26 protein-coding genes are annotated in these 24,157 nt (G+C 68.8%); 5 read left to right on the forward strand and 21 right to left on the reverse strand.

What is annotated here, in order from left to right; translation table 11 throughout:
- Window positions 1–8: 8 nt before the first annotated feature.
- Window positions 9–410 carry an excalibur calcium-binding domain-containing protein gene (locus NYP18_RS06520; RefSeq protein ID WP_259427352.1) on the forward strand — a complete coding sequence of 134 codons (402 nt, stop codon included), beginning with the start codon at window positions 9–11 and terminating at the stop codon, window positions 408–410.
- 196 nt (window positions 411–606) lie between these two features.
- Here NYP18_RS06520 and pyk read toward each other — a convergent pair whose 3' ends face one another.
- The 14 genes from pyk to hisD form a co-directional block, all read right to left on the reverse strand.
- The gene (gene pyk, locus NYP18_RS06525) at window positions 607–2,031 is read right to left on the reverse strand and encodes a pyruvate kinase (protein ID WP_259427353.1); all 1,425 of its coding nucleotides are present in this window, start codon (window positions 2,029–2,031) and stop codon (window positions 607–609) included.
- A 10-nt stretch (window positions 2,032–2,041) separates the two neighbouring features.
- Complete coding sequence (lgt, locus tag NYP18_RS06530; RefSeq protein ID WP_259427355.1) at window positions 2,042–2,899, reverse strand: prolipoprotein diacylglyceryl transferase; 858 nt, start codon at window positions 2,897–2,899, stop codon at window positions 2,042–2,044.
- A gap of 22 nt (window positions 2,900–2,921) precedes the next feature.
- Window positions 2,922–3,731: an indole-3-glycerol phosphate synthase TrpC gene (locus NYP18_RS06535; protein WP_259427356.1), complete on the reverse strand. Its 810-nt coding sequence runs from the start codon at window positions 3,729–3,731 to the stop codon at window positions 2,922–2,924.
- A 79-nt stretch (window positions 3,732–3,810) separates the two neighbouring features.
- Entirely contained in the window at window positions 3,811–4,428 is a 618-nt protein-coding gene (locus NYP18_RS06540; RefSeq protein WP_259427357.1) for a TIGR02234 family membrane protein, read from the reverse strand.
- Window positions 4,425–4,781 (reverse strand): phosphoribosyl-AMP cyclohydrolase, encoded by a 357-nt coding sequence (hisI, locus tag NYP18_RS06545; protein WP_259427358.1) that lies wholly within the window; start codon window positions 4,779–4,781, stop codon window positions 4,425–4,427. Before hisI ends, NYP18_RS06540 begins: the two co-directional genes overlap by 4 nt.
- On the reverse strand, window positions 4,778–5,554 hold the full coding sequence (gene hisF / locus NYP18_RS06550; RefSeq protein ID WP_259427359.1) for an imidazole glycerol phosphate synthase subunit HisF: 777 nt from the start codon (window positions 5,552–5,554) through the stop codon (window positions 4,778–4,780). Before hisF ends, hisI begins: the two co-directional genes overlap by 4 nt.
- Before the next feature lie 16 nt (window positions 5,555–5,570).
- Entirely contained in the window at window positions 5,571–6,305 is a 735-nt protein-coding gene (locus NYP18_RS06555; protein WP_259427448.1) for an inositol monophosphatase family protein, read from the reverse strand.
- 59 nt (window positions 6,306–6,364) lie between these two features.
- The gene (gene priA / locus NYP18_RS06560; RefSeq protein ID WP_259427360.1) at window positions 6,365–7,105 is read right to left on the reverse strand and encodes a bifunctional 1-(5-phosphoribosyl)-5-((5-phosphoribosylamino)methylideneamino)imidazole-4-carboxamide isomerase/phosphoribosylanthranilate isomerase PriA; all 741 of its coding nucleotides are present in this window, start codon (window positions 7,103–7,105) and stop codon (window positions 6,365–6,367) included.
- A 19-nt stretch (window positions 7,106–7,124) separates the two neighbouring features.
- On the reverse strand, window positions 7,125–7,760 hold the full coding sequence (hisH, locus tag NYP18_RS06565) for an imidazole glycerol phosphate synthase subunit HisH (protein WP_259427362.1): 636 nt from the start codon (window positions 7,758–7,760) through the stop codon (window positions 7,125–7,127).
- 29 nt (window positions 7,761–7,789) lie between these two features.
- Entirely contained in the window at window positions 7,790–9,106 is a 1,317-nt protein-coding gene (locus NYP18_RS06570) for an MFS transporter (protein WP_439648060.1), read from the reverse strand.
- A complete protein-coding gene (locus NYP18_RS06575) occupies window positions 9,107–9,313 on the reverse strand; it encodes a CG2302 family histidine operon protein (RefSeq protein ID WP_259427363.1) in 207 nt (68 codons plus the stop codon).
- Window positions 9,314–9,316: 3 nt separating this feature from the next.
- The gene (gene hisB, locus NYP18_RS06580) at window positions 9,317–9,919 is read right to left on the reverse strand and encodes an imidazoleglycerol-phosphate dehydratase HisB (RefSeq protein WP_259427364.1); all 603 of its coding nucleotides are present in this window, start codon (window positions 9,917–9,919) and stop codon (window positions 9,317–9,319) included.
- Window positions 9,919–11,019, reverse strand: a complete 1,101-nt coding sequence (locus tag NYP18_RS06585) for a histidinol-phosphate transaminase (protein ID WP_259427365.1) — start codon at window positions 11,017–11,019, stop codon at window positions 9,919–9,921. The genes hisB and NYP18_RS06585 overlap by 1 nt, the downstream gene beginning before the upstream one ends.
- 2 nt (window positions 11,020–11,021) lie before the next feature.
- The gene (hisD, locus tag NYP18_RS06590; RefSeq protein ID WP_259427366.1) at window positions 11,022–12,344 is read right to left on the reverse strand and encodes a histidinol dehydrogenase; all 1,323 of its coding nucleotides are present in this window, start codon (window positions 12,342–12,344) and stop codon (window positions 11,022–11,024) included.
- Window positions 12,345–12,476: 132 nt separating this feature from the next.
- Here hisD and NYP18_RS06595 point away from each other — a divergent pair, with 132 nt between their 5' ends.
- The gene (locus tag NYP18_RS06595; protein ID WP_259427367.1) at window positions 12,477–13,571 is read left to right on the forward strand and encodes a YbjN domain-containing protein; all 1,095 of its coding nucleotides are present in this window, start codon (window positions 12,477–12,479) and stop codon (window positions 13,569–13,571) included.
- A gap of 138 nt (window positions 13,572–13,709) precedes the next feature.
- Here NYP18_RS06595 and NYP18_RS06600 read toward each other — a convergent pair whose 3' ends face one another.
- The 4 genes from NYP18_RS06600 to NYP18_RS06615 are packed head-to-tail and all read right to left on the reverse strand — an operon-like array spanning window position 13,710 to window position 16,315.
- A complete protein-coding gene (locus NYP18_RS06600) occupies window positions 13,710–14,231 on the reverse strand; it encodes a putative immunity protein (RefSeq protein WP_259427368.1) in 522 nt (173 codons plus the stop codon).
- Window positions 14,232–14,247: 16 nt separating this feature from the next.
- Window positions 14,248–15,129, reverse strand: coding sequence for a carboxylating nicotinate-nucleotide diphosphorylase (nadC, locus tag NYP18_RS06605; protein ID WP_259427369.1), 882 nt, complete (start codon window positions 15,127–15,129; stop codon window positions 14,248–14,250).
- 5 nt (window positions 15,130–15,134) lie between these two features.
- On the reverse strand, window positions 15,135–15,665 hold the full coding sequence (locus NYP18_RS06610; RefSeq protein WP_259427371.1) for a hypothetical protein: 531 nt from the start codon (window positions 15,663–15,665) through the stop codon (window positions 15,135–15,137).
- Between the two features lie 5 nt (window positions 15,666–15,670).
- On the reverse strand, window positions 15,671–16,315 hold the full coding sequence (locus tag NYP18_RS06615; protein WP_259427372.1) for a hypothetical protein: 645 nt from the start codon (window positions 16,313–16,315) through the stop codon (window positions 15,671–15,673).
- Window positions 16,316–16,440: 125 nt separating this feature from the next.
- On the opposite strand from NYP18_RS06615, the gene NYP18_RS06620 reads away from it, so the two are divergent.
- Both NYP18_RS06620 and glgX read left to right on the forward strand, forming a co-directional pair.
- On the forward strand, window positions 16,441–17,004 hold the full coding sequence (locus tag NYP18_RS06620) for a TetR family transcriptional regulator (protein ID WP_259427373.1): 564 nt from the start codon (window positions 16,441–16,443) through the stop codon (window positions 17,002–17,004).
- A gap of 9 nt (window positions 17,005–17,013) precedes the next feature.
- Entirely contained in the window at window positions 17,014–19,482 is a 2,469-nt protein-coding gene (glgX, locus tag NYP18_RS06625; RefSeq protein WP_259427374.1) for a glycogen debranching protein GlgX, read from the forward strand.
- 2 nt (window positions 19,483–19,484) lie between these two features.
- On the opposite strand, the gene NYP18_RS06630 is transcribed toward glgX, so the two are convergent.
- Window positions 19,485–19,853, reverse strand: a complete 369-nt coding sequence (locus NYP18_RS06630) for a winged helix-turn-helix transcriptional regulator (RefSeq protein ID WP_259427375.1) — start codon at window positions 19,851–19,853, stop codon at window positions 19,485–19,487.
- 83 nt (window positions 19,854–19,936) lie between these two features.
- Here NYP18_RS06630 and NYP18_RS06635 point away from each other — a divergent pair, with 83 nt between their 5' ends.
- On the forward strand, window positions 19,937–21,274 hold the full coding sequence (locus NYP18_RS06635) for a 3'-5' exonuclease (protein ID WP_259427376.1): 1,338 nt from the start codon (window positions 19,937–19,939) through the stop codon (window positions 21,272–21,274).
- 6 nt (window positions 21,275–21,280) lie between these two features.
- On the opposite strand, the gene NYP18_RS06640 is transcribed toward NYP18_RS06635, so the two are convergent.
- On the reverse strand, window positions 21,281–22,636 hold the full coding sequence (locus tag NYP18_RS06640) for a DUF2254 domain-containing protein (RefSeq protein ID WP_259427377.1): 1,356 nt from the start codon (window positions 22,634–22,636) through the stop codon (window positions 21,281–21,283).
- Entirely contained in the window at window positions 22,633–24,036 is a 1,404-nt protein-coding gene (gene fmdA, locus NYP18_RS06645) for a formamidase (RefSeq protein ID WP_259427378.1), read from the reverse strand. Before fmdA ends, NYP18_RS06640 begins: the two co-directional genes overlap by 4 nt.
- Window positions 24,037–24,157: the final 121 nt, after the last annotated feature.

Below are 24,157 nucleotides of genomic sequence, written 5' to 3' on the forward strand. Positions count from 1 at the left end.
GAGCCCCCATGCGCACACGTCTGTCCCTGCTTCTCCTGCTCAGCCCGCTGGTGCTCGCCGCCTGCGGCACCAGTGCCGCCGACACCGCCCCGGTGACGGTCATCGAGACCACCACTGCGACGACTACGGCCACCGCGACCGTCACCGCCACCCCGGAGGTGACGACAGTGACCGAGACCGTGACGGACACCGCCACCATCACCGCCCAGGCGGCTGCCCCGGCCCCGGCGCAGGCGAACACCGCCCCCATGGGCTTCGTCGCCGCACCCGAGCCCGCCCCGGCCCCGGCATCGACCTACTACAAGAACTGTGCCGCGGCCAGGGCCGCCGGTGCGGCCCCGGTCCACCGCGGCTCACCCGGTTACGGCACGCACCTGGACCGGGACGGCGACGGTATCGGCTGCGAATAGGCCCCCAGCCGGACACATAGCCTCCGGGTTATCCGCGTCGTTTCGAAACAGGTCCTGGGGAAACGGTAGCGCCCGGACCCATCGCCGCGGATAAGTCCAGGTGCATGTGACAGGCTGGTACTATATAGCCCTGAAAAAGCCGGAGGCGGCGGAGAGGAAGTTCCTCTCCGCCGCCTCCGGCTTTCCGCGGGTCAGCCTACTTGGCCACCCGGGTGTCCTCGCCCAGCAGATGGACGTGGATCATGTTGGTGTTGCCGGAGACCCCGGGCGGGGAACCGGCGACGACGACCATCATGTCGTCGCGGTGGTACTCGTCCATGGCCAGCAGTGCCTTGTCCAGCACCATGAGCATGTCATCGGTGGAGGTGACCGGCGGGCTGAGGAAGGTCTCCGTGCCCCAGGTCAGGGCCAGCTGGGAACGCACCGCCGCATCCGGGGTGAACACGAGCAGCGGCAGGTGCGAGTGCAGACGGGCCACGCGGCGGGCGGTGTCACCCGAGGTGGTGAAACAGACCAGGGCGCGGGCGTTGAGACGCTCGGCGATGTCGCGGGCGGAGTAGGAGATCACGCCGCGCTTGGTGCGCGGGACGTGGCTGAGCGGCGGCACGCTGCCGTCGGTCTCCGCCTGGGTGACGATGCGCGACATGGTGCGCACCACGTTGTGCGGATCCACGCCGATGGAGGTCTCACCGGAGAGCATGACCGCGTCCGCGCCGTCGAGGACGGCGTTGGCCACATCCGAGGCCTCCGCGCGGGTGGGCCGGGAGTTCTCGATCATGGAGTCGAGCATCTGGGTGGCCACGATCACCGGCTTGGCGTTCTCGCGGGCGATCTGGATGGCCCGCTTCTGCACCAGCGGGACCTGCTCGAGCGGGACCTCGACGCCCAGGTCGCCGCGGGCGACCATGATGGCGTCGAAGGCGAGGACGATCGGCTCGAGGGCGTCGACGGCCTCGGGCTTCTCCAGCTTGGCGATCACCGGTACGCGGCGGCCGACGCGGTCCATGACCTCGTGGACGAGGTCGATGTCGGCGGGGGAACGGACAAACGACAGGGCGATGAGGTCGACACCGAGGTTGAGGGCGAACTCGAGGTCGGTGATGTCCTTCCGGGACAACGCCGGCACGGAGATGTCCATGCCCGGCAGGGAGACACCCTTGTTGTTGGAGACGGGGCCACCCTCGGTGACCTCGCAGACCACGTCATTGCCCTCCACACGGAGGACGACGAGGCCGACCTTGCCGTCATCGACGAGGAGGCGGTCGCCCGGCTCGGCGTCCTGGGCCAGGTTCTTGTAGGTGGTGGACACGCGGTCGTGGGTGCCCTCGACGTCGTCGACGGTGATCCGCACGACCTCGCCGTTCTCCCAGACGGTAGCACCGTCGATGAAGCGGCCCAGGCGGATCTTCGGGCCCTGGAGGTCGGCGAGGATACCCACCGCGCGACCGGTTTCATCGGTGGCCTCCCGTACCCACCGGTAATTCTGCTCGTGATCGGCGTGATCGCCGTGGGAGAAGTTCAGGCGGGCGACATCCATACCGTCCTCCACCAGACGCAGGATGGCGTCCTTGCTGGCGACGGCTGGGCCGAGGGTGCACACAATCTTGGTTCGTCTAGACACGGCTTCCAACCTACTCGCTTTCCTGTGAAACAGCCCGTCGGCGGCGCTGGAGCCAGAAGAACACGGCCAGGGCGGCGAGGAAGACCACCGCCGAGACCCAGGTGTTGACGCGCTGGCCGAGGATCATCGTGGCGGAATCGTCGCGCATGAGCTCGATCCAGAACCGGCCGAGGGTGTAGCCGGCGACATAGAGGGCGAAGATGGAGCCCTGCGCCAGCTGGAAACGGCGGTCGATGAGCAGCAGCAGGGCGAGGACCGCCAGGTTCCACAGCAGCTCGTAGAGGAACGTCGGGTGCACGGAGGTGATCACATCCCCCGTGGAGCGGCCGGTCAACGGAGCGAATTCCCCGTTGTCGTCGATGCGGTAGAAGATGTCCAGGGCCCACGGCAGGTCCGTGGGCCGGCCGTAGATCTCCTGGTTGAACCAGTTGCCCAGCCGGCCGATGGCCTGACCGAGGATGATGCCGGGGGCGACGGCGTCGGCGAAGGGCGCCAGGGGGACCTTCCGGTAGCGGAACAGGGCCCACACGGCAAGGGTGCCCAGGGCCACGGCACCCCAGATGCCCAGGCCGCCGTTGGTGATCTTCAGTGCGTCGACCGGGTTGCAGGCCGCGCAGAAGTACTTGTCGGCGTCGGTGATGACGTGGTAGATCCGGCCGCCGATGATGCCGGCGGGGATGGCCACGATCGCGGCGTCCCACACCATGTCCGCGTCCCCGCCACGCGCGAGGTAGCGCCGGTGGGTGAGCCACAGCGCCAGGATGATGCCCACCATGATGGATACGGCGTACGCGCGGATGGGCAGGGGGCCGAGGTACCAGACGCCCTGCGGCGGGGACGGGATGTTCGCGAGAATCGTGGTCTGCACGCTAGACAGTGTGCCAGACCCCTCAGCGGGAGGGGCAGGACGGGTGCTGGCCGGTGGCCACGAGAATGCGGGTGAATCGGGCGGGGTCCTCGGCGCTCATGAGCTCCTCGCCGACGACAACGGCGTCGGCACCCGCGGCGGCGTAGTTGAGCAGGTCACGGGAGGTGTGGACACCCGACATCGCGATGCGCACCGTGGATTCGGGAAGTCCGGGGGCGATCTCCGCGAAGCGGGACTTGTCCACTCCCCCACCCACCATGGGCCGGGCGTTGACGGCCACGACCCGGGCACCGGCCTCCATGGCGCGGTCCGCCTCGGCGGGGGTGCGCACCTCGAGCACGGCGGTCATGTTGAGGGACTCGATGCGGTCGAGAAGGGAGACCAGCCGGTTCTGGTCGAGCAACTCCACCTGCAGGGGGACCAGGTCGGCGCCGTAACAGCGGGCCTCGTGGATCTGGTACGGGTCGATGATGATGTCCCGGCAGAACACCGGCAGTTCGACGGCGTCGCGGGCGGTCTTCATGTCCAGCAGGGAGCCCTGGTAGCGCAGCTGTTCGGTCTGGCAGGCGATGAGGTGGGCCCCGCCCTGCTCGAATTCCCGGGCCAGGTTGGCGATGGGAGCCAGATCGGTGTCGTTGAGGAAGATCTTCCCCGGCATGGCCCGTTTGATCTCGGCGATGACACCGCAACCGCTACGCAGCAGCGCGGCGACCCCGTCGCGGGGCGGGGCGACGTCCCGGGAGCGGGCCTTGATCTCCTGGAAAGGAACCACTGCCTCACGTGCGGCGACCCCGGCCAGGACCTCGGCGACGAGCCGGTCCGAGTCGTTCATCGGCACCTCCCATCGGGACCTGTTCTCGAACAGACAACATTTGTCAACAGGTTATCCCGTGAGACTGCTCACGACGAAATCAGGGGTGTGACGTGTCCGTCGGGTCGATGTCGGCGTCGAGGGCGTCCCACATGACGCGGCCCGAATCGGGTTCGCTCGCCAGGTCATGGGAGAGCTTCGCCTGGCGGTCCTGTTTCCGTTCGTAGCGGTTGCGTTTCGCGGAGTCGGTGCCTGGGCGCACGGCCAGCAGGACACCGCCGAACAGGGCGAGGGCGGCCCCCACCATGGCCAGGGCGGGGCCGGCGGTGTTGACGCTGATCCCGGCGAGTTCCGCCCAGGCCGCGATCTTCGCCTCCTCACCGGTGGACAGCAGCTGGTGGGCGCGCTGCGGGTCCGGTTCCCCGGCGAGCAGACCCAGCGGGGCCCAGCTGGCGCCCACGGCGGCCAGCGCCGAGATGATCCCCACCACGCGGCGGCCGAGGCGACGCAGGGCAAAACCGGCGATGGCGCCGGCGAGCAGCAGCAGGGCCACGGCGGTCTGCTCGGTGGACCACAGGCCACCGATGATCGCGTTGGTGGCGTCGCCGGACTTGTCGTCGAAGGTCGCCACCGTCAGCCACGCCATGCGGGAGGCCGCCCACAGCACCAGCGCCCCGACGGCGAGGAGGAGGGCGGCGATCCGGGAGAGGTTTTTCACAGCAACCCGTCCGCGTCGAAGCAGGTGCGGTCGCCGGTGTGGCAGGCCGCGCCGACCTGGTTCACGGTGACCAGGAGGGTGTCGCCGTCGCAGTCGAGGCGCACGCCGGTGACCTCCTGGGTGTGGCCGGAGGTCAGACCCTTGATCCAGTACTCGTCGCGGGAACGCGAATAATAGGTCCCGCGGCGGGTGGCCAGGGTGTAGGCCAGCGCGTGGGTGTCCATCCACGCCATCATGAGGACCTCACCGGTGCCGTCGGCCTGCACGATGGCGGGCACCAGGCCCTGGTCGTTGAGCTTCAGGCGGGCGGCGATGTCCTCGTCGAGTTCGTGGTCGGCGGGGTTGTCGCTCATCGGCGGACCTCGTGGCCGGCGGCCGCGATCGCGTCCTTGACCTCGGCGATCGTGACCTCCCGGAAGTGGAAGATGGTGGCGGCGAGCACGGCGTCTGCACCGGCGTCGACGGCGGGCGGGAAGTGCTCGGCCCTGCCGGCACCGCCGGAGGCGATGATCGGCACGTTGACGGCCCCGCGGACCAGGCGCAGCAGTTCCAGGTCGAAGCCGTCGCGGGTGCCGTCGCCGTCCATGGAGTTGAGCAGGATCTCACCCACGCCCAGCTCCTCGCCGCGTCGTGCCCACTCGACGGCGTCGAGGCCGGCGGAGCGGGTGCCGCCGTGGGTGGTCACCTCGAAGCCGGAGGGCTGGGGTGCACCGCCCTCGGGGACGCGGCGGGCGTCAACGGACAGGACGATGCACTGGGAACCGAACTTGTCGGCCAGTTCGCGCAGCAGTTCCGGGCGGGCGATGGCGGAGGTGTTGACGGAGACCTTGTCGGCGCCGGCGCGCAGCAGCTGGTCGACGTCCTCGACGCTGCGGACACCGCCACCGACTGTCAGCGGGATGAAGATCTGTTCGGCGGTGCGGCGGACCACCTCGAGCATCGTGCCGCGTCCGTCCTTCGAGGCGGAGACGTCGAGGAAGGTCAGCTCGTCGGCGCCCTCCTCGTTGTAGCGTGCCGCCAGCTCCACCGGGTCACCGGCGTCGCGGAGGTTCTCGAAGTTGACGCCCTTGACCACTCGACCGTTGTCGACGTCGAGGCAGGGGATGACGCGGATGGCGACGGCCATTATCCGCCCCTTTCCATTAGTCGGAATTCAGAATGTTGTCCATCGTACTCATGATGGCCTCATGGGCCCGCGCTGTCCCCGCCACCACACCGACGGAATCGGGGGTCCAGTCGTTGCCCTCGATGTCGGTGACCACTCCCCCGGCTGCGCGCACGAGCATGACGCCCGCGGCGTTGTCCCACACGTGCGGGGAGAAGCTGACCGCGCCGCCGAAGATGCCCTGGGCGGTGAAAGCCAGGTCCACGCCGACGGAGCCGGTGATCCGGGGGCGCAGGTAGGTCTCTGCGAGTTCCGAGAGCAGCCCCTGGCGCAGCAGCGAGGGGAAGCGGGAACGTACCTGGGAGGCCACGGAGGAGAAGCCGACCTGGGCGACGAGGGTGTCCGCCTCGCTCAGCGGGGTGGCGGGCCGGCCGTTGACCATGACGGGTGAGCCCTCGAAGGCGGTGAGCCGGCGGTGGAGCATGGGCATGCTGGTGATCGCCGCGACGGGCCGGTCCTCAACGAGCAGGCTGATGAGGATGGCACACATGGGGTTGCCCGCGGCGTAGTTGGCGGTGCCGTCGATGGGGTCGACGACCCAGACGGCGTCGTGGTTGTACACGCCGCCGGATTCCTCCCCCAGCACCGGGATCCCGGTGAACTGGATGAGCATCCGCCGCAGGTGGTCCTCGATGCTCAGGTCCACCTCGGTGGCGAAGTCGCCGGGCTGCTTCAGCTGGGCGGGGTCGGAGCCGACCCCGGCCAGGAACATCGCCTCGGCGTCGTCGCAGACGGCCTCGGCGACGACGAGCAGCTCGCGCGCGTCCACGGCTACTGCTTCTCGACGGCCGCGAGCGCCTCGCGCAGCGTGAATCGTCCCTCGTAGAGGGCCTTGCCGATGATTGCGGAATCGATGCCCTCATCCGCGTGGCGGGAGAGTTCCAGGACGTCGTCGAGGACGGAGATGCCGCCCGAGGCGACGATCCTCGCGTCCGTGGCGGCGGCGACCTCACGCAGCAGCTGCACGTTCGGTCCGGTCAGGGTGCCGTCCTTGGAGACGTCGGTGACCACGAAGCGGGAGCAGCCGGCGGCGTCGAGACGCTCGAGGACCTCCCAGAGGTCACCGCCGTCGGAGACCCAGCCGTTGCCGCGGGTGCGCCACTCGCCGTCGATCTCGCGCACGGCGATGTCCACGGCGACCTTATCGCCGTACTCGGCCAGCACCTTCGCGATCCACTCCGGCTTCTCCAGAGCGGCGGTGCCGATGTTGACGCGGGTGGCGCCGGTGGCCAGGGCGCGTTCCAGAGAGGCGTCATCCCGGATGCCGCCGGTCAGCTCGACCTTGATGCCCAGCTGACCGGTGATCTCCGCCATGAGCTCATGGTTGGAGCCGCGGTTGAAGGCGGCGTCGAGGTCGACGAAGTGCAGCCACTCCGCGCCCTGCGCCTGCCACTCGAGGGCGGCCTCCAGCGGAGAGCCGTAGGACTTCTCGGTGCCGGCCTCGCCCTGGTCGAGTCGGACTGCCTGGCCGTCGACGACGTCGACGGCGGGAAGAAGGGTGAAATCGCTCATGGTCGAATCCTATCCCGCCCTACAGGGTGGCCAGCCAGTTGGTCAGCAGCTGCGCCCCCGCGTCCCCCGACTTCTCCGGGTGGAACTGGGTGGCCCACAGCGGCCCGTTCTCCACTGCGGCGACGAAACGGTCACCGCCGTGCTCGGCCCAGGACACCGCGGGTGGGGTGGTCAGGTCGTCGGTCTCCAGGGTCCAGTCACGCACCCCGTAGGAGTGGACGAAGTAGAAACGCTCGTCCGCACCCAGGTCGGCGAACATCTGCGAATCGGTAGCCCGCTCGACGGTGTTCCAGCCCATGTGGGGCAGGATCTGCGCGTGGAGACGTTCGACTACCCCGGGCCACTCCCCCGCCCCGCGGCTGTGCACGCCGTGCTCGTGTCCTTCCTCGAAGAGGATCTGCATGCCGACGCAGATGCCCAGGACGGGGCGGCCGCCGGCCAGGCGCTGGCCGATGATCCGGGGGCCGCGGACCGCGTTGAGGCCGGCCATGCAGGCCGCGAAGGCACCCACGCCGGGTACGAGCAGGCCGTCGGCGTTGACTGCGGTCTGCGGATCACTGGTGACGGTGACTTCCGCCCCGACACGCTCGAGGGCCCGCTGGGCCGATCGCAGATTGCCGGAACCGTAGTCGAGGAGGGCGACGCTTTTAGCCATGGCCCGAAGTCTAATCGACCGGTGGCCGCTCATTCATCGCGGGACGGTCTGCGCCGGCGCTGCAGCCGGGGACGGGGCAGGGGCAGCTGGCGCAGGCGGGCACGGGTGTTGTTGAGCTCGGTGATCCGGTGGGCACCGACGATGCGGTCCGCGACCGTGCCCAGGAGACCCAGCGTCACGATGACCGCACCGACACCGAAGGCCCCGGAGTAGGCCACCTGCGCGGCGACCGCCCCGAGCACGAAGGAACCCAGGCCCGTGCCGGCATCGAAGGCGATGTTCCACACTGCGGAGGCCTCGGAGACCCGGGAGCGCGGCAGGCGGAAGAACATGGTCAGCAGGGCCTCGTTCTGGACGATGCCGAAGCCACCACCGAAGAGGATGCCGGCGAGCACCAGCCACCACACCGACCAGCCCTGCGCGATGACCAGCGCCATCAGGAGCACCCCGGCGAAGCCCATCACCTGGCCCGGGATCATGGTCGCGCCCGGCATGCCGTTGCGGTCGGCGATGATGCCGGAGGCGTAGCGCAGGACCATCGAGGCCCCACCGATGATGGAGAGCATGAATCCGCCGATGACGGAGCCGGTGACGGGGTCGAGTTCCTGCACGGCTGCCGGCAGGAAGGAGGAGACCGCACCGAAGCTCATGGACAGGCTGGTCACCGCCAGGGCGGGCACCAGCACCAGTTTCCAGGCCGGCGCCACGCCCACGAGATCCTGCGGGGCGGGGTTGACGCGCGGTTGCGCCTTGATCCGCGGGATGCGCAGGCACATCACCGCGGCCACCAGGGCGACGGCGGCGGCCGCGACGTAGACCACGGGGTAGCCGACCGTGTTGGCCAGGAACAGGCCGGTGGGCAGGCAGATCATCTGCGAGATGCCGAGGAAGACCCCCAGCATGCCGGTGGCCTTGCCCAGGAAGCGGGCGGGCATCAGCTCGGCGATCAGCGCGGATTCCGCGACGGTGAGCGCACCGAAGCCGACGCCGCGCAGCGCGGAGAACAGCAGCAGGTTCCAGGCCTCCAGGCCCAGCAGGTGGCCGAGGGCGGGCACACCGAGCATGAAGGCGGCGGCGACCATCACCGGGTTGTAGCCGATGCGCCGCAGGGCCGCCGGCGTGAAGACCTGGGTGGCCACGGTGGTGGCCATGAAGATGCCGGTGGAGGCGCCCGCGAGCGTCGCGGAGTGGCCGGCATCGAGGGCGGCGAGCGGGATAACGGGCAGGAGCAGTGACCAGGAACCGAAGGCGGCGAATACCGCGATCAGGGTAGGGATGAACCCGGGGGCCCTCCACATGCTGTCGAGTTTCTCGATCTCCGCGCGTGAAAGACCCGTCTGTGCCACTTAGTTCATCGCTCCCATCAGCCAGAACACGGCACCCGCGAACGCGACAGCGGCGCAGAGTGCCAGAAAGATCGCCAGGGGCCTGCTGCCGGCCTGGTATGCGGACCAGGTGCCGCCGACCAGCAGGCCCGCGGCGATGAACAGCAGGTAGACGAGCCAGTGGCTCGAACCCTGCCCTGCCTGGGCAATTGTATCAATTACCGGCATGCGTCAGAGCGCTCCCTTGGTCGAAGGCACACCGTGGACCCGGGGATCGATCTCGACGGCCTCGCGCAGCGCACGGGCGACGGCCTTGTACTCGGCCTCGGTGATGTGGTGCGGGTCGCGGCCGTAGTGGCAGATCACGTGGAGGGTGATGCGCGCGTTCAGGGCGAGGGTCTCGAAGAAGTGCTCGTTGATCACCGTGGCGTAGTGGCCGCCGATGACGGCGGTGATCATCTGCTCCGGCTCGCCCTTCATCACGAAGTAGGGGCGGCCGGAGATGTCCACGACGGATTCGACGAGGGTCTCGTCCATCGGCAGCTGGCGGGACCCGAAGCGGCGGATGCCCTTCTTGTCGCCGACGGCCTCAAGCAGCGCGGTGCCCATGACGATGGCGGTGTCCTCGACGGTGTGGTGGGCGTCGATCTCGATGTCACCCTTGGCGTGCACCTTCAGGTCGAAGGAGCCGTGCACGGCGAAGGCGGTGAGCATGTGGTCGAAGAAGGGTAGGCCGGTGTCGACGTCCACCTGGCCGGTGCCGTCCAGGTTGATCTCCACCTGGATGTCGGATTCGGAGGTGGTGCGGCTGGCGCGGCCGATACGGTCTGTCATTACTGGTTCTCCTTGATTACTGCGGCTGCGGCGGCGAGGAACGCGTCGTTCTCCGCGGGCAGGCCGATGGTGGTGCGCAGGTGGCCGGCGACGCCGACGTCCCGGATGAGGACATCCCGGTCGAGGAAACCCTGCCAGGCGGTCTGCTGGTCGGCGAAGGGGCCGAAGAATACGAAGTTGGACTCGCTGGGCACAACCTCGTAACCCAGCTCCTCCAGCCCCGCGACGACGCGGATGCGCTCCTGCGCGAGCTTCTCGACGGTCGCGAGCGTGTCCTCCCGGTGCCGCAGCGCGACGGTGGCCGCCGCCTGGCTGAGCACGGACAGATGGTACGGCAGGCGCACCAGCATGACCGCCTCGACGAAGGCCGGGTCGGCGACGAAATAACCCAGGCGGCCACCGGCGAAGTCGAAGGCCTTGGACATGGTGCGCGAGACGACCAGCTTCGCCGGGTACTCGGCCAGCAGCGTGGTGGCCGAGGGGGAGGGCGAGAACTCGGCGTAGGCCTCGTCGACGATGACGATGCCGGGGGCGGCGTCGAGAAGCAGGCGCAGCGAGTCGATGGAGGTCACATCCCCCGTCGGGTTGTTCGGGGTGGTGACGAAGATGATCTCCGGCTGGTGCTCCCTGACCGCCTGCAGTGCGGCGTCGATGTCGATGCGGAAATCCGCGCCGCGGGGGCAGTCGATGAACTCGGTCTGCGTGCCGGCAGCCAGGATCGGGTGCATCGAATAGGAGGGCTGGAAACCCAGCACCCTGCGGCCCGGCCCGCCGAAGGCCTGCAGCAGCTGCTGGAGGGTCTCATTGGAGCCGTTGGCCGCCCACAGGTTGTCCACGGTCACCGCCACACCGGTCTGCTCGGTGACGTACCCGGCGAGCGCCTCCCGCAGCTCGACGGCATCCCGGTCGGGGTAGCGGTTGAGCCCGGAGGCAACCTTGGCCACGGTCTCCACGAGATCGTCGATGAGCGCCTGGGAGGGCGGGTACGGGTTCTCGTTGGTGTTCAGGCAGACGGGCACCTGCAGCTGCGGTGCACCGTAGGGGGACCTGCCGCGCAGCTCATCGCGCAGGGGCAGCTGGTCGAGGGTGAGTCGGGTCATGGTTAGTTGCCACCTTCCAGGGTTTCGAAACGGGCGCGGATGGCCTCGCCGTGGGCCGGCAGATCCTCCGCATCGGCCAGCGCGATGATGTGCGGGCCGATCTCCTTGAGGGCCACCTTGTCGTACTCGATGAGGTTGACCTCGCGGAGGAAGGTGTGGGTGGACAGCCCGGAGGAGAACCGCGCGGTACCGGAGGTCGGCAGCACATGGTTGGAACCGGCGGCGTAGTCGCCCAGCGGCACCGGCGAATAGGGGCCGACGAAGATCGCGCCGGCGTGGCGGATCCGTTCGGCGACCTCGCGGGGGTTGGCGGTGTGGATCTCCAGGTGCTCGGCGGCATACGCGTCGGTCACGGCGATGCCCTGCTCCAGGTCATCGACCAGCACGATGCCGGACTGGCGCCCCTTCAGGGCACCGGCGACCCGGTCGGCGTTGCGGGTGACGGTGTACCGGGCCTCGATCTCGTGGTCGACGGCGCGTGCCAGCTCCTCCGAATCAGTGATCAGCACGGAGGCGGCCAGGTCATCATGCTCCGCCTGGGAGATGAGGTCATAGGCCAGATAGACCGGGTCGGCCGTCCCATCGGCCAGGATCGCGATCTCCGAGGGACCGGCCTCCGCGTCGATGCCCACCACACCCTGGACCAGGCGCTTGGCGGCGGTGACGAAGATGTTGCCCGGCCCGGTGACGATGTCCACCGGCTCCAGACCGGCCCCATCATCGCCGTAGGCCAGCAGGGCCACGGCCTGCGCACCACCCACGGCCCAGACCTCCTCCACACCCAGCAGGTGACAGGCGGCGAGGATCGTCGGGTGCGGCCAACCGCCGTGCTCCGCCTGCGGCGGGGAGGCCACCACCAGGGAGGAGCAGCCCGCCTCCTGGGCAGGGACGACGTTCATGATCACGCTCGAGGGGTAGACGGCCTTACCGCCCGGGACATACAGACCCACGCGCTCGATCGGCAGGTGGACCTCGGTGACCGTGGCGCCCTCCGCCAGGGTCGTGGTGTGCGGTCCCGGCTTCTGCTCGCGGTGCACCTTGCGCACGCGGGCGATCGACTCCTGCAGCGCGGTGATGACCACCTCATCCAGGCTCTCCACCGCAGCGGCCAGCGCCGCCGCCGGCACCCGCACGGAGGCCGGGGTGACCCGGTCGAACTTCTCGCCGTACTCCAGGGCGGCCTGCGCGCCATGCTCACGGACGGCCTCCACGATCGGGGCGACGGTGGGCAGGACCGCGTTGACGTCGGTGCCGCCGCGCGGCAGTGCACGGCGCAGTTCACTGGTGGACGGGGTGCGACCACGCAGGTCGATCACGTTGAGCATCCGGAAGAGTCTCCTCGAACAGCCTGGAAGAAGGGGGGAAGGTCAGTACTATGTTGCCTTATTGTAGGTCTCCCGGTCGCTAGACTGGGCAGCACCCTGTTTCCCGGTCCATCCCCTGGAGGTGTCAGACCAATGGTGACCCTGACCGAGGTGTACGTCGCCGCGGAGAAGTTCGACTTCCACTGTTATGTGGGTTCCGACCGGCTGGTATTCCCCTGGCATGACCACGTGGTGACCGTCTACCTGGACGAGCGCAACCCTGCCGCACTGGTCTTCGACACCGAACTGCGCAACACCCTGAGCCTGGAGCACACCGCGGTGCTCGCCCGCACGATCACGACCTGGAACCGGGAACGTCTCGGCCCGACCGTGTCCATGCGGGTCGTCGACGACGCCATGGTGCGCCTGCACGCCCGTGCCAGCGTGCTCACCGGCACCGGCATCTCCACCGAACAGCTCGAGGACTTCGTGCGCCTGTCCATGGAGACCGCCCGCCTGGCGGTCGACCACCTCATCGAGGACTTCCCCGAACTGGCCCTGCCCGATACCGAGGAGAACTCGGCGCAACGCCGCAAACAGGACACCGCCGCCCTCGCCGGCCCCCTCCCCCGCGACCGCCACGTGAGCGTGAACAAACTCGATGACGACGTCGTGCGCCTGCGCGAGATCGACCACCGGCGCACCCAGGACGAGATCGACACGATCGACGACTTCGGATTCGAACCCCACGAGGAGTATTCCGCCAGCATGAGCACCGACCAGGACTGGGACGGCGAGGAGGACGACTGGGAGGACTCCATCCCCGAGGAGGTCACCCTCGACCGGATCCGTGAGACCCTGGCCGGGCTGGGCATAGAGAAGACCCACGGCGACGATGACGTCGTCATCGCCTGGATCAACGATGTCCTCTTCGGTTTCTTCCTGGACAACGGTCCCAGTTACCTGGTCAAGGGGCACTGGGACCCGGGCATGGACCCGGATGCCGACTATCTGCGGATCTTCCTGCTGTGCAACGACTGGAACGAATCGTCCATCACCACCAAGGCCTTCCCCCATGAGGACGACGACGGCCTGCAGGTGCGGGTGGAGTTCACCACCTCCGTGCGCGAGGGACTGACCGGCTTCCAGCTGGAGCACAACACCGCCGTGGCCATCAACCACGTGCTCCACGCCATCGACTCGATCAGTTCCGATTCCACGGGGGAATCAGCGGTCGCCTGGCCGTGAGGGGTGCCGGCGGATGTTGATGTAGGTCTGGTCCGGCAGGTCCGGGCAGGTAGTTCCCGACACGTATCCCGCGGGTGGTGCACTCCCCCGGTCGGCCGGTCACCTGGGAGACACATCCCCGGATCTACCGGTCCAGACCTACCTCAGGAGCCGGTCCAGCTCCCCCATCAGCTGCGCGGGCCGGCTGCGTCCCACGGGAGCCGGCGGGTAGCGCCGGAGGACGTCGACAAGTGCCGGACCGGCCTGCTGTGCGAACTGCCGGATCATCCGGTCCCCCGCCTGCGGATCCTCCGGAGCGAGTAGTTCCCGGATCCGGGCCGCGTTGGCGGCCGCCCGCAGGATGTGACCGACCTGGTGGGCCTTGCGGATGGGGTGCAGGTAGGCGGCGGAGGCTGCGTCCCCGGCGGCCTGCGCCGCCAGCCGCGCGATCTCGCCGGGGGCAGCCTTCGCCGCCCGGTGGGCGTCCATCGACGCCAGCCGTTGTCGTCTGGAGCGGGGTGCCCCGGCGATGAACTCACGCGCAGCGGCGATCGCCTCCCGGGGGCGGGGGTCCTCCGGGCAGGCCCGCTCGAAGAGTTCGAGGACACTCTCCGCGGCGGTGGTGGCGTAGGCGGCGACGGCACGCAGCTCCGCCGCACTGAGATCGAAGTCGCCGCTCACGGGAACTGCGCCCCCGTCAGTCGAAGTCCAGCCCCAGGTCGAGAGCCGGCGCCGAGTGCGTGAGCGAGCCGACGGCGAGGAAGTCGACGCCGGTCCCGGCATAATCGGCCGCCACGTCGAGGGTGAGCCCGCCGGAGGCCTCGAGCAGGGTTTCCGGGGCGAGGGTGTCGCGGCGCTGCACCGCCACCTGCACGGCCCAGGGTTCGAAGTTGTCCAGCATGATCTCGTCGGGCTTCTCGGGCAGCAGCTCATCGAACTGCCCGAGGGTGTCCACCTCGACCTCGCACCACTTGTCCGGGTATGCGTCCCGAACGGCGAGGAAGGCCGCGCGGACCCCGCCTGCGGCGATGACGTGGTTGTCCTTGATCAGGGCGCGGTCGCCGAGGCCGAGGCGGTGGTTGAGCCCCCCGCCGACGGTGACGGCATATTTCTGCAGCATGCGCATGCCGGGCAGGGTCTTGCGGGAATCGCGGATGCGGGCACCGGTGCCCTCGACGGCGTCAACCCAGGTGGCGGTGGCCGTGGCGATGCCGGAGAGGTGGGTCAGCAGGTTGAGCAGGGTGCGTTCGGCGGTGAGCAGGTCGCGGGTGCCGGCCTCGATGGTGGCGACCACGTCACCGGCTGCCACGCGGGTACCGTCCGGGGCGATCTCCTCGACCTTGAAGTCGGAGGTGGCCACCTGGCGCAGAACGCGGTCGACGACGAAGAGACCGGCGATGGTGCCGGGTCTGCGGGCGACGATGCGGGCGGTGGAGCGGTGCTCCGCGGAGACGGTGGCCCGGCTGGTGATGTCGGGGCCGTAGGTGAGATCCTCGTCCAGGGCCGTGGCGATGATCCGGTCCACGGCCTCGGGGTCGTATTCCGCGGCGGGGAGGGCGGGCGTTTCAGGCGACGTCATGGGTTTTACTGTATCGGGAGAGGCTCGCCTTCTGTGTCAGGGGTCACCAGAGCGCAGCACCAGTAGGCCAGTGCCCCCATGAAAGGGGCCGCGAGCCAGCCGATGCCCGGGGAGAGGGCGGGCACGATGCTCAGCCGGTCGCCTTCGCTGAGGCTGCCCAGTTCACCGGCGGAGTGCAGCAGTCCGGAGGTCACGGCCCCGACGGTGAGGAAGGAGAAGGCCGAGGCGGCGGCCACGAGGATCAGCCACCACAGCATCCCGGGTCCGCGGGTGGCGGGCGAGGTGATGTACACGCCGAGTGAGACGATGACGGCGAGCAGGCCGGTGGCGATGACGAAGCTGGCGAAGGAGACGAATTCGACGCTGACCATGGTCACGTCGATGGCCACCTTCCCCTCCTCGCGGAGGGTGCCGGTGTGGGCGGGGCGCAGCAGACCCCACAGGGCACCGACGACGCTGTAGAGCAGGAGTGAGACGGCCAGGATCCCCGCTGCGGAGCCGATCGGGCGGGGGATGGTCGTGCGTTTGAGGGGCATCGAGGTTAATTGCAGAACTTCCAGCGTCCGTCCTCGCGCTGATAGCGCTGGGTGCGGGTCTCCGACTGCCCGGCGGAGACGGCGGTGACCACAGCGGAGGCCCGGTCGCCCTCGACCTGCACGTCGGTGACTGAGGCGATGTGGGGTTGGGCGCTGACGTAGTAGTCCCACTCGGCGAGCGGCTGGTCCGGGATTCCGGCGAGGTCCATGGATGCGGCCCCGCCCTGGGCGGCGACGACCTCGTTGCAGGTGTTCTCCGGGATGTAGCGGAGGAACTGGTGGAAGGTGTCCATCTGGTAGATGCCGTGGACCAGGCCCTCGATCTCGGCGCGGTCGGACTCGCTGGCGGCGAGGCCACCCTGGACCGGCTCAGGTTCGACGTAGTTCTCCTGGGCGAGCGGATCCTCGGCCGGCGGTTCCTCCACCTCGGGCTCCGGCTCCGGCTCCGGCTCCTCGGTCTGCTCCGGCTCGGTCGTCTCCTCCTCCGTGGTGGTCTCCTCGGTGGTGGTTTCCTCGCTGATGATCTCGGAGGTCACCGTGGTGGGGGCGACGGTGGTGGTTTCGTCCGCGCTGTCGCCGGAGCCGCACGCCGCGACGAAGGTCAGGGGGGCGATCAGTGCCAGGGCGGCGATGGTCTTCTTCACAGTCATGCTGCTCACTTCCTGCGGACGTGTCCGGATTGCTGTGGCGTATCGAAGGGCCACCCTATCAAGCGCACCTGCGGTCCCGGCTGACATGTTCCTGAGAATTCTTTGGGACGGGTAGGCTCTCCTTTGTGCAGCTGACCCGGGAATCCATCATCGCCGCCGCCGTGGAGATCCTCGACTCCTACGGCCTGGCGGACATGACCATGCGTCGCGTCGCCACCTCGCTGAGTGTGGCCCCCGGCGCCCTGTACTGGCACATCTCCAATAAGCAGGAACTGATCGCTGCCATCGCGGAGGAGATCCTGCAGCCTGTACTCACGGAAGCCGCCCCCACCACCCCGGCTGATCTGGCCGCGCACCTGCGTGGGGCGATGCTCTCGCGTCGCGACGGCGCCGAGCTGGTCGCCGCCGCGCTCTCGCAGCCGGGCTCGGGGACACGCGCGGTCGTCGAGAAGCAGCTGGCCGACACGTTGGACGGTGACGAAGATCTCGTCCGGGTCGGGGCGGCCTCCCTGCTGCATCTCGTCCTCGGGGCGACCTCCCTGGAGCAGGCCCAGCGCCAGCATGCCGTCGACACCGGCGCCGAGGTGCCCACGGACGCCTCGGCGGACTTCCACCGCGGGGTCCGGTTGCTGCTGACGGGACTCGACGGGGCGGTGCAGTCCGGTGCGGCGCCTGACAAACAACTATGATCAGACCTCATGACTACTGAGTCCGACCACGATTACACCGTCTGGCCGGGTGACCCCTACCCGTTGGGTTCCACCTACGACGGCGCCGGCACCAACTTCGCCCTCTTCTCGAATGTCGCGGAGAAGGTGGAACTGTGCCTGATCGACCGGGAGGACAATGAGGTCCGCATCAACCTGGAGGAGGTCGACGCCAACGTCTGGCACTGCTACCTCCCCGGTGTGCAGCCGGGGCAGCGCTACGGCTACCGCGTCCACGGCCCGTACGACCCCCACAACGGCAAACGCTGCGACCCGAACAAGCTCCTCGTCGACCCCTACGCGCGGGCCTTCGACGGTGACTTCGACGGGCACCCCTCGTTGTTCTCCTATGACATATTCGCCGAGCCCCCGGGATCCGGCCGCAACACCGAGGACAGCCTCGGCCACACCATGAAGTCCGTGGTGATCAACCCGTTCTTCGACTGGGGTTCCGACCGCGCCCCGCGCATCCCCTACAACGAGACCGTCATCTACGAGACCCACGTCAAGGGCCTGACGATGACCCACCCGGACGTGCCCGCCAGCCTGCGCGGCACCTACGCCGGCCTGGCACACCCCGCGATCATCTCCTATCTCAAGGACCTGGGGGTCACCGCCATCGAGCTGATGCCGGTGCACCAGTTCCTCCAGGACGACCGCCTGCGTGAGCTGGGGCTGCGCAACTACTGGGGCTACAACACCTTCGGTTTCTTCGCCCCGCACCAGGACTACGCCGCCGCCGGCAAACCGGGTGGCGCGGTCTCCGAGTTCAAGGGCATGGTGCGCGCCTACCACGAGGCGGGCATGGAGGTGCTGCTCGATGTGGTGTACAACCACACCGCAGAGGGCAACCACCTGGGCCCGACGATCATGTTCCGCGGCATCGACAACGAGGCCTACTACCGCCTCGTCGACGACGACAAATACCACTACATGGACTACACGGGCACGGGCAACTCCCTCAACGTCCGTGACCCGCACTCACTGCAGCTGCTCATGGACTCGCTGCGCTACTGGATCACGGAGATGCACGTCGACGGCTTCCGTTTCGACCTCGCCTCCACCCTGGCCCGCGAACTCCACGACGTCGACCGCCTGGCCACCTTCTTCGACCTGGTCCAGCAGGACCCGGTGGTCTCCCAGGCCAAGCTCATCGCCGAGCCCTGGGACATCGGCCACGACGGTTACCAGGTGGGCAACTTCCCGCCGCTGTGGACGGAGTGGAACGGCAAGTACCGCGACACGGTGCGTGACTTCTGGCGCGGTGAACCCGCCACCCTGGGTGAGTTCGCCTCCCGGCTGACCGGTTCCTCGGACCTGTACGCCAACAACGGCCGCCGCCCCACCGCGTCCATCAACTTCATCACCGCCCATGACGGCTTCACGCTCAATGACCTGGTCAGCTACAACGAGAAGCACAACCTGGACAACGGGGAGGACAACCGTGACGGTGAGTCCCACAACCGTTCCTGGAACCACGGCGTGGAGGGCCCCACCGACGACCCGGAGATCCTCTCCCTGCGGGCCCGCCAGCGCCGCAACTTCCTGACCACCCTCATCCTCAGCCTGGGCACCCCGATGCTCGCCCACGGTGATGAGATGGCCCGTACCCAGTTCGGCAACAACAACGTCTACTGCCAGGACAACGAGCTGGCCTGGATGAACTGGGACCAGCTGAAGGAGAACTCCTCGCTGCACCAGTTCACCAGGCGGCTGCTCAACATCCGCCGCCGCCACCCCGTTTTCCGCCGCCGCCGTTTCCTGGCCGGCGGCCCCCTGGGTGCCGATGTCCGCGACCGTGACATCGCCTGGCTGGTGCCCTCCGGCAAGCTGATGACCCAGGACGACTGGGACTTCGCCTTCGGTAAGGCCCTCATGGTCTATCTCAACGGCAACGCGATCTCCGAGCCGGACAGCCGCGGCCAGAAGATCACCGACGACTCCTTCATCCTCATGTTCAACGCGCACTACGAGGAGATCGAGTTCACCCTGCCGCCGCGCGCCTTCGGCGTGCGCTGGCAGCTGCTGGTGGACACGACCGAGGACATCGGCTACCCGATCGAGGCCTCCATCATCGAGGCGAAGGGCACCATCACGGTCCCGGCGCGCGCGACGATGGTGCTCAAGCAGATCGAACCGCCGGCCTACGACGAGCTCGAGGAGGCGGATGAGGTCGAGGTCGTCGACGAGGCCGAGCGTGAGAAGGACCTCGGCCAGGCTGGTGACAAGGTGACCGCCGCCTCAAAGGCGACGGCGAGGGCGGTCGAGGCGCAGACAGCCGCGGAGCCCGCCGCAGAACCGGCCGAGGAACCGGTGCCCGGTGGGACCCCGCCGCAGGCACCGAAGACGCTGCCGGAGGAGACCGCCCGGGAGGCCCCGCTGAAGGACCAGTCCACCGAGGCTGATGTGGAGGCGAAGCGTCGGGCGGCGCTGCGCGACGACTACACCGACGTAGAGTAACGTCACGCCCGGTGCTGCTGCGCCACCGTGGCGTAGTGGTCCGCGACCCAATCAACCAGGGCCTGCGCCACGGGCAGGAGGCTGCGTCCCAGGTCAGTGAGTTCGTACTCCACCCGTGGCGGGACCTCCTCGAAGGCCCACCGGGCGATGAGCCCGTCCTCGGTCATCCTGCGCAGGCGCTGGGAGAGCATCTTCTGGGAGATCCCGTCGACGGTCTCCTCGATCCGGCCGTAGCGCCGCGGGCCCTCCTCCAGGGCCAGGACGATGAGGATGGTCCATTTATCGCCCACGGACTCAAGCAGTGCGCGGCTGGGGCAGGTGCGGTCGAAGGGATCGTAGCTGCCCGCCCAATCCGGCGAATGGCCGTTCATAACCACCTAGTCTAGTGGTGCCGGGGCGCGGGTACACTGGCCTTCCACTGTTCCTGCCTTCCCGATGAAAGAGAGTCGACGACGTGATCCCGGCCCACGGCGCCCAGCTGAGTGTCTCCGCCACGAGCATCCGCATTGAGAGATCGGCGCTGGCCGCCGCCCTCAGCGGCAAGGCCCTCGTCGAGGTGCCCCTCTCCTCCGTCACCGGTGTCAGCGCCACCGCCCCCTCGCTTGTCGACGCCGGCCGGGTCCTCCTCGAGGGCGCCGACATCGCCGTTGATTTCGCCCCCAACCAGGAGCGTGCTGCCGAGGATTTCATCGCCGATGTCGAGGCGGCCCTGCGCGGGGAGGCCCCGGCCGTATCCAACGGCGGAATCACAGGCCTGAGTTTCGTCGGCCTCGACGTCGAGACCGCCAACATGGATGTCGGTTCCATCTGCCAGATCGGGGTGGTCCGCATCATCGACGGTGTGGAGGTCGCCGCCGAGTCCTGGTTGTGCACCCCGCCCCCGGGGCTGGAGGAGTTCGGCCCGGACAACATCGCCATCCACGGCATCACCCCGGAAACCGTCGCCGGGCAGCCCGGCTTCGTGGAACGCCTGCCCGCTCTGCTCGACTTCATCGGGGATCTCCCGGTGGTGGCGCACAACGCCCAGTTCGACATGATGGCGCTGCAGCGGGCCTGTGAGGCCGGCGACGTGGCCGTGCCGACGCTGTCCTTCGGTTGTTCGCTGATCCTCTCCCGGGCAGCGAAGCTGGGCATCGCCAGCCACCGCCTGCCGGTCGTCGCGGAGGCCCTGGGGGTGCCGTTGGGGCGTCACCATGACGCCGTGGAGGATGCCCGTGCCGCCGCCCTGATCGTGGTGGAGCTGGCCCGCAACGCCGGGCACCGGGGCACCTACACCGATTTCCAGCACACGAGTGGTTTCACCATGGGCACCCTCAACGGGGAGCGGACGTGGCCGGTGCTGCGGGACCGTTCCGGCGCCCGGATCGCCATGCAGAAGGTGCAGCCGGACGTGCCGGTGGCCGCACCCGCCGAGGAGAAGAAGGCACCGCGCAAGGCGCCCTGGCAGTCGGTGTCCACCCCGGATGTGATCCCGGATTCCAACCCGGACGCCGACCCCACCGGCCCCCTCTTCGGCCAGCATGTCACCCTCACCGGTGATTTCGAGCCCTTTGACAAGGGCCGGCTGTGGTCGGCGATCGCGGAGCTGGGGGCGGACATCGGCAAGAACGTCACCCGCAAAACCACGGTCCTGGTGGCCGGTGAGTGGGCGACAAAGACCAGCAAGGAGAAGCGGGCCGAGGAGCTGATCGACAAGGGCCAGGAGATCCAGATCTGGACCTCCGCGCAGCTCTTCGCGGTGCTCGGCCTCGACCCGCAGACCCCGGACGACGACGAGCAGCCCCCGTTCTGATCCGCCTCAGCTGAGGTGGCGGCTGTGGTCGGCGGGGTCGGTGTCGTCGGAGACCAGCGACTGCAGGCGCGCCAGATCCTCCGGGTGCAGGCCGGGCTGATCAGCCACGGCCTCCAGCAGCATCCGCATCTGCCGGTCCAGGGCCGGGACGAGCTCCGGGTGGTCCTGTTCCTGAACGTGGGTGGTCAGCATCCGCAGGACCCGCAGCAGTGCGGCCACCACCTCGGTCTGGTCCCCACTCGTCTGCCGGAGCTGGTCGAAGGCGTGGGCGATGTACTCCTCCCGGGAGAGGTTCCAGGGCTGCACCAGCACCCGGCCGTCACCGTCCTGCAGAGCCGGCGGTGGCAGCGGGGTGGCCAGCACCGTGCGCATGAGGCTGCCCAGCCGGAGGATGATCTCGATGGCGGTGGTGGGATCGTTGATCGCCGGGCTCAGCGCGCGCAGGCCGATGTCCACGAGTTGGCGGATGGCGAAGTCGACATCCTGGAGCATGGTGCGCATGGGGGAGACCTCAATCGCCCCGGCCAGGTCGCGGCGGCTGCGCTGCGGGGGCGCGGGCCACACGCTGAACAGCGGCTCCCCGGCGTGGATGTAGGCACCCACCCGGGTCTCCATCCGCACGACGGTGCCGGACGGGACGACGTCGAACACCTGGCGCAGGTCCACCTGGCTGACCCAGCCGCTGCCGGGGGCGGGGATGAGGGCGGCATCGGCCGGGACATCCCGGTAGTGGCGGGGGTCGACCTCCCGCATGCCCGTAGGTACCTCATCCAGTGCGTTGACGACTTTGTCGCCTTCCTCGGCGATGAGCCGGGCGACGTTGCCCACCTGCAGACCGTGCGCCAGGTGGTCCAGGTGGACGATGATGCCGGCCACGGTGACCAGGGTGAGCACGACCGCCAGGGTCAGGGAGATCTGCGGGGCGGGGTCGGTGGCCTCCCCGCTGACGTTGGGCAGGACGAGCACGCAGTAGAAGAACGTGGCCACCAGCAGACCGATGACCTGCTGGCTGAGCCGGTCCCGGATGAATGAGCGCATCACCCGCGGGGAGAACTGGTCGCTGGCCAGCTGCAGGCTGACCACCGTGAGGGAGAAGACCACGCCGACTGTGGTGATCATCGCCCCGGCGACGGTGGACAGCAACCACGTGGCTGCGTTGCTGCTCATCGACAGCGTCAGCGGCACATCCGTGTCGTGGCCGAGGGTGTCGTCGAGGATGGTGGCGCCGACGGCCAGGGCGATGCCGGCCAGCATGATCAGTGCCGGGTGGAGGAAGAGGCTCTCGGCGAACCGGTCCCGGACAGAAGCCACCCGCAACCGCCAGGACAAACCCACCCGCTCCGCCACCGCCACTCCTCTCACCTGCCGAACAATGACCGGAGTCTACCGAATACCTGGGCGACCGGTTCCGCGGCCGCGCCCCCGAGACGACGCGCCGCAGGCAGCAGAGTGCGCTTGTTCTTCGGTACCGCACGCAGCACGTCCTCGTCGTCGAGCAGGGCGGCGTCGGCACGCGGCGGGTGCAGACCGGCGACCACCTGGTGGGGTCCCTGCGTGCCGGGGCGGATGTCGAAGTCGAAGATCTCCGTCGGGATGTGCAGCGTGACACAGGCGTTGGGGAGGTCCACCACGCTCGACAGATGGGCCCGCACCGGTGCCGCCCCGAGCAGGAGGTAGGCCTGCTCCCGGGTGTAGCCGAAGACCGTCAGATGGTCGATGGCGTGCAGGCAGGCCCGCTGGAAGGCCAGGTAGGGATCCAGGTGGCGCTGCCGGCCGTCCTCCGTTACGGAGACACCGGAGAAGGACAACCAGTCGTCATAGGAGGGTGCCGCGCTGCCCGGCACGAAGATGGCGTGGTCCTGGACATGGTAGGTGTCCATCCCGCCCGGGATGAGGTCGACGTGGAGCTCCACGACACCCCCCATCTCAATGGCACCGCACAGGGTGATCTCCCCGTCCCCCTGGGAGAAGTGCAGGTCCCCCACCGACAGGTTCGCCCCCGCCACGAACACCGGGTAGAACACCCGGCTCCCGCGGGTGAGATCACGGATGTCCTGGTTGCCCCCGTTCTCCCGCGGCGGGGTGGTCTGCGCGGCCTCCAGGGCGATACGTCCGGCCTCCTCCTCCGGCACCTGCCCCAGCAGCGCGCCGTGGGCCAGCGGCGGCAGGGCCAGGGGCGGGACCTTCCACGGATGGCGGGCGACGAGCCGGGCCTCCCGCTTATTCCAGCGGGTCAGCAGTTCCGCGGAGGGCGCGGTGCCCATCACCCCGGGGTGCGGAGCGCCCCGGAAGGAGACACCGGGGATGTGCCGGGAGGTGGCCTGCCCATCCCGGAAGTCCCAGATCGCCTTGTGCGCGTCCGGGAAATGCCCATGCAGCAGACCCCCGCCGTGGGAGGGGGCGAAGATGCCCGTGTAACCCCAGCCCTGTCCGGCCAGGGGCCCGGTCTGCTCCCCCTCGCTGGTGGGGCCGACATCGACGATGTCAACCACCAGCAGATCACCAGGCCGGGCGCCCTCCACGCGGAAAGGCCCGGACAGCTGGTGACCGATGTGGAAGGGGGCGGTCAGCACATCCCGGGCTGATTCGTCGTTGCGGACGGCACCGTCGAACCAGTCCCGGCAGTCGATCCGGAAGGTCTCCCCCGGCCGGACGGTGGCCACCGGCGGGATCTCCGGATGCCACCGGTTGTGGCCGAGAATGTCCTGCTCGTGGAATGGCCGGTCAGGGTCCAGGGGGAAGATCGTCGCGTGGTGGTTCATGACCCCACGGTAGCCGGAAAATGTGACGCACAACACTCCAGTGTCCAGCTCTGCCACGGGAAAATTCCCCGCGGCGGGAACCGCCGGCCTGTTTTCCGGGTCCAACAGTGGTGGAGACCCC

The organism is Corynebacterium lemuris, from assembly GCF_024919295.1.
Taxonomy (GTDB): domain Bacteria; phylum Actinomycetota; class Actinomycetes; order Mycobacteriales; family Mycobacteriaceae; genus Corynebacterium; species Corynebacterium lemuris.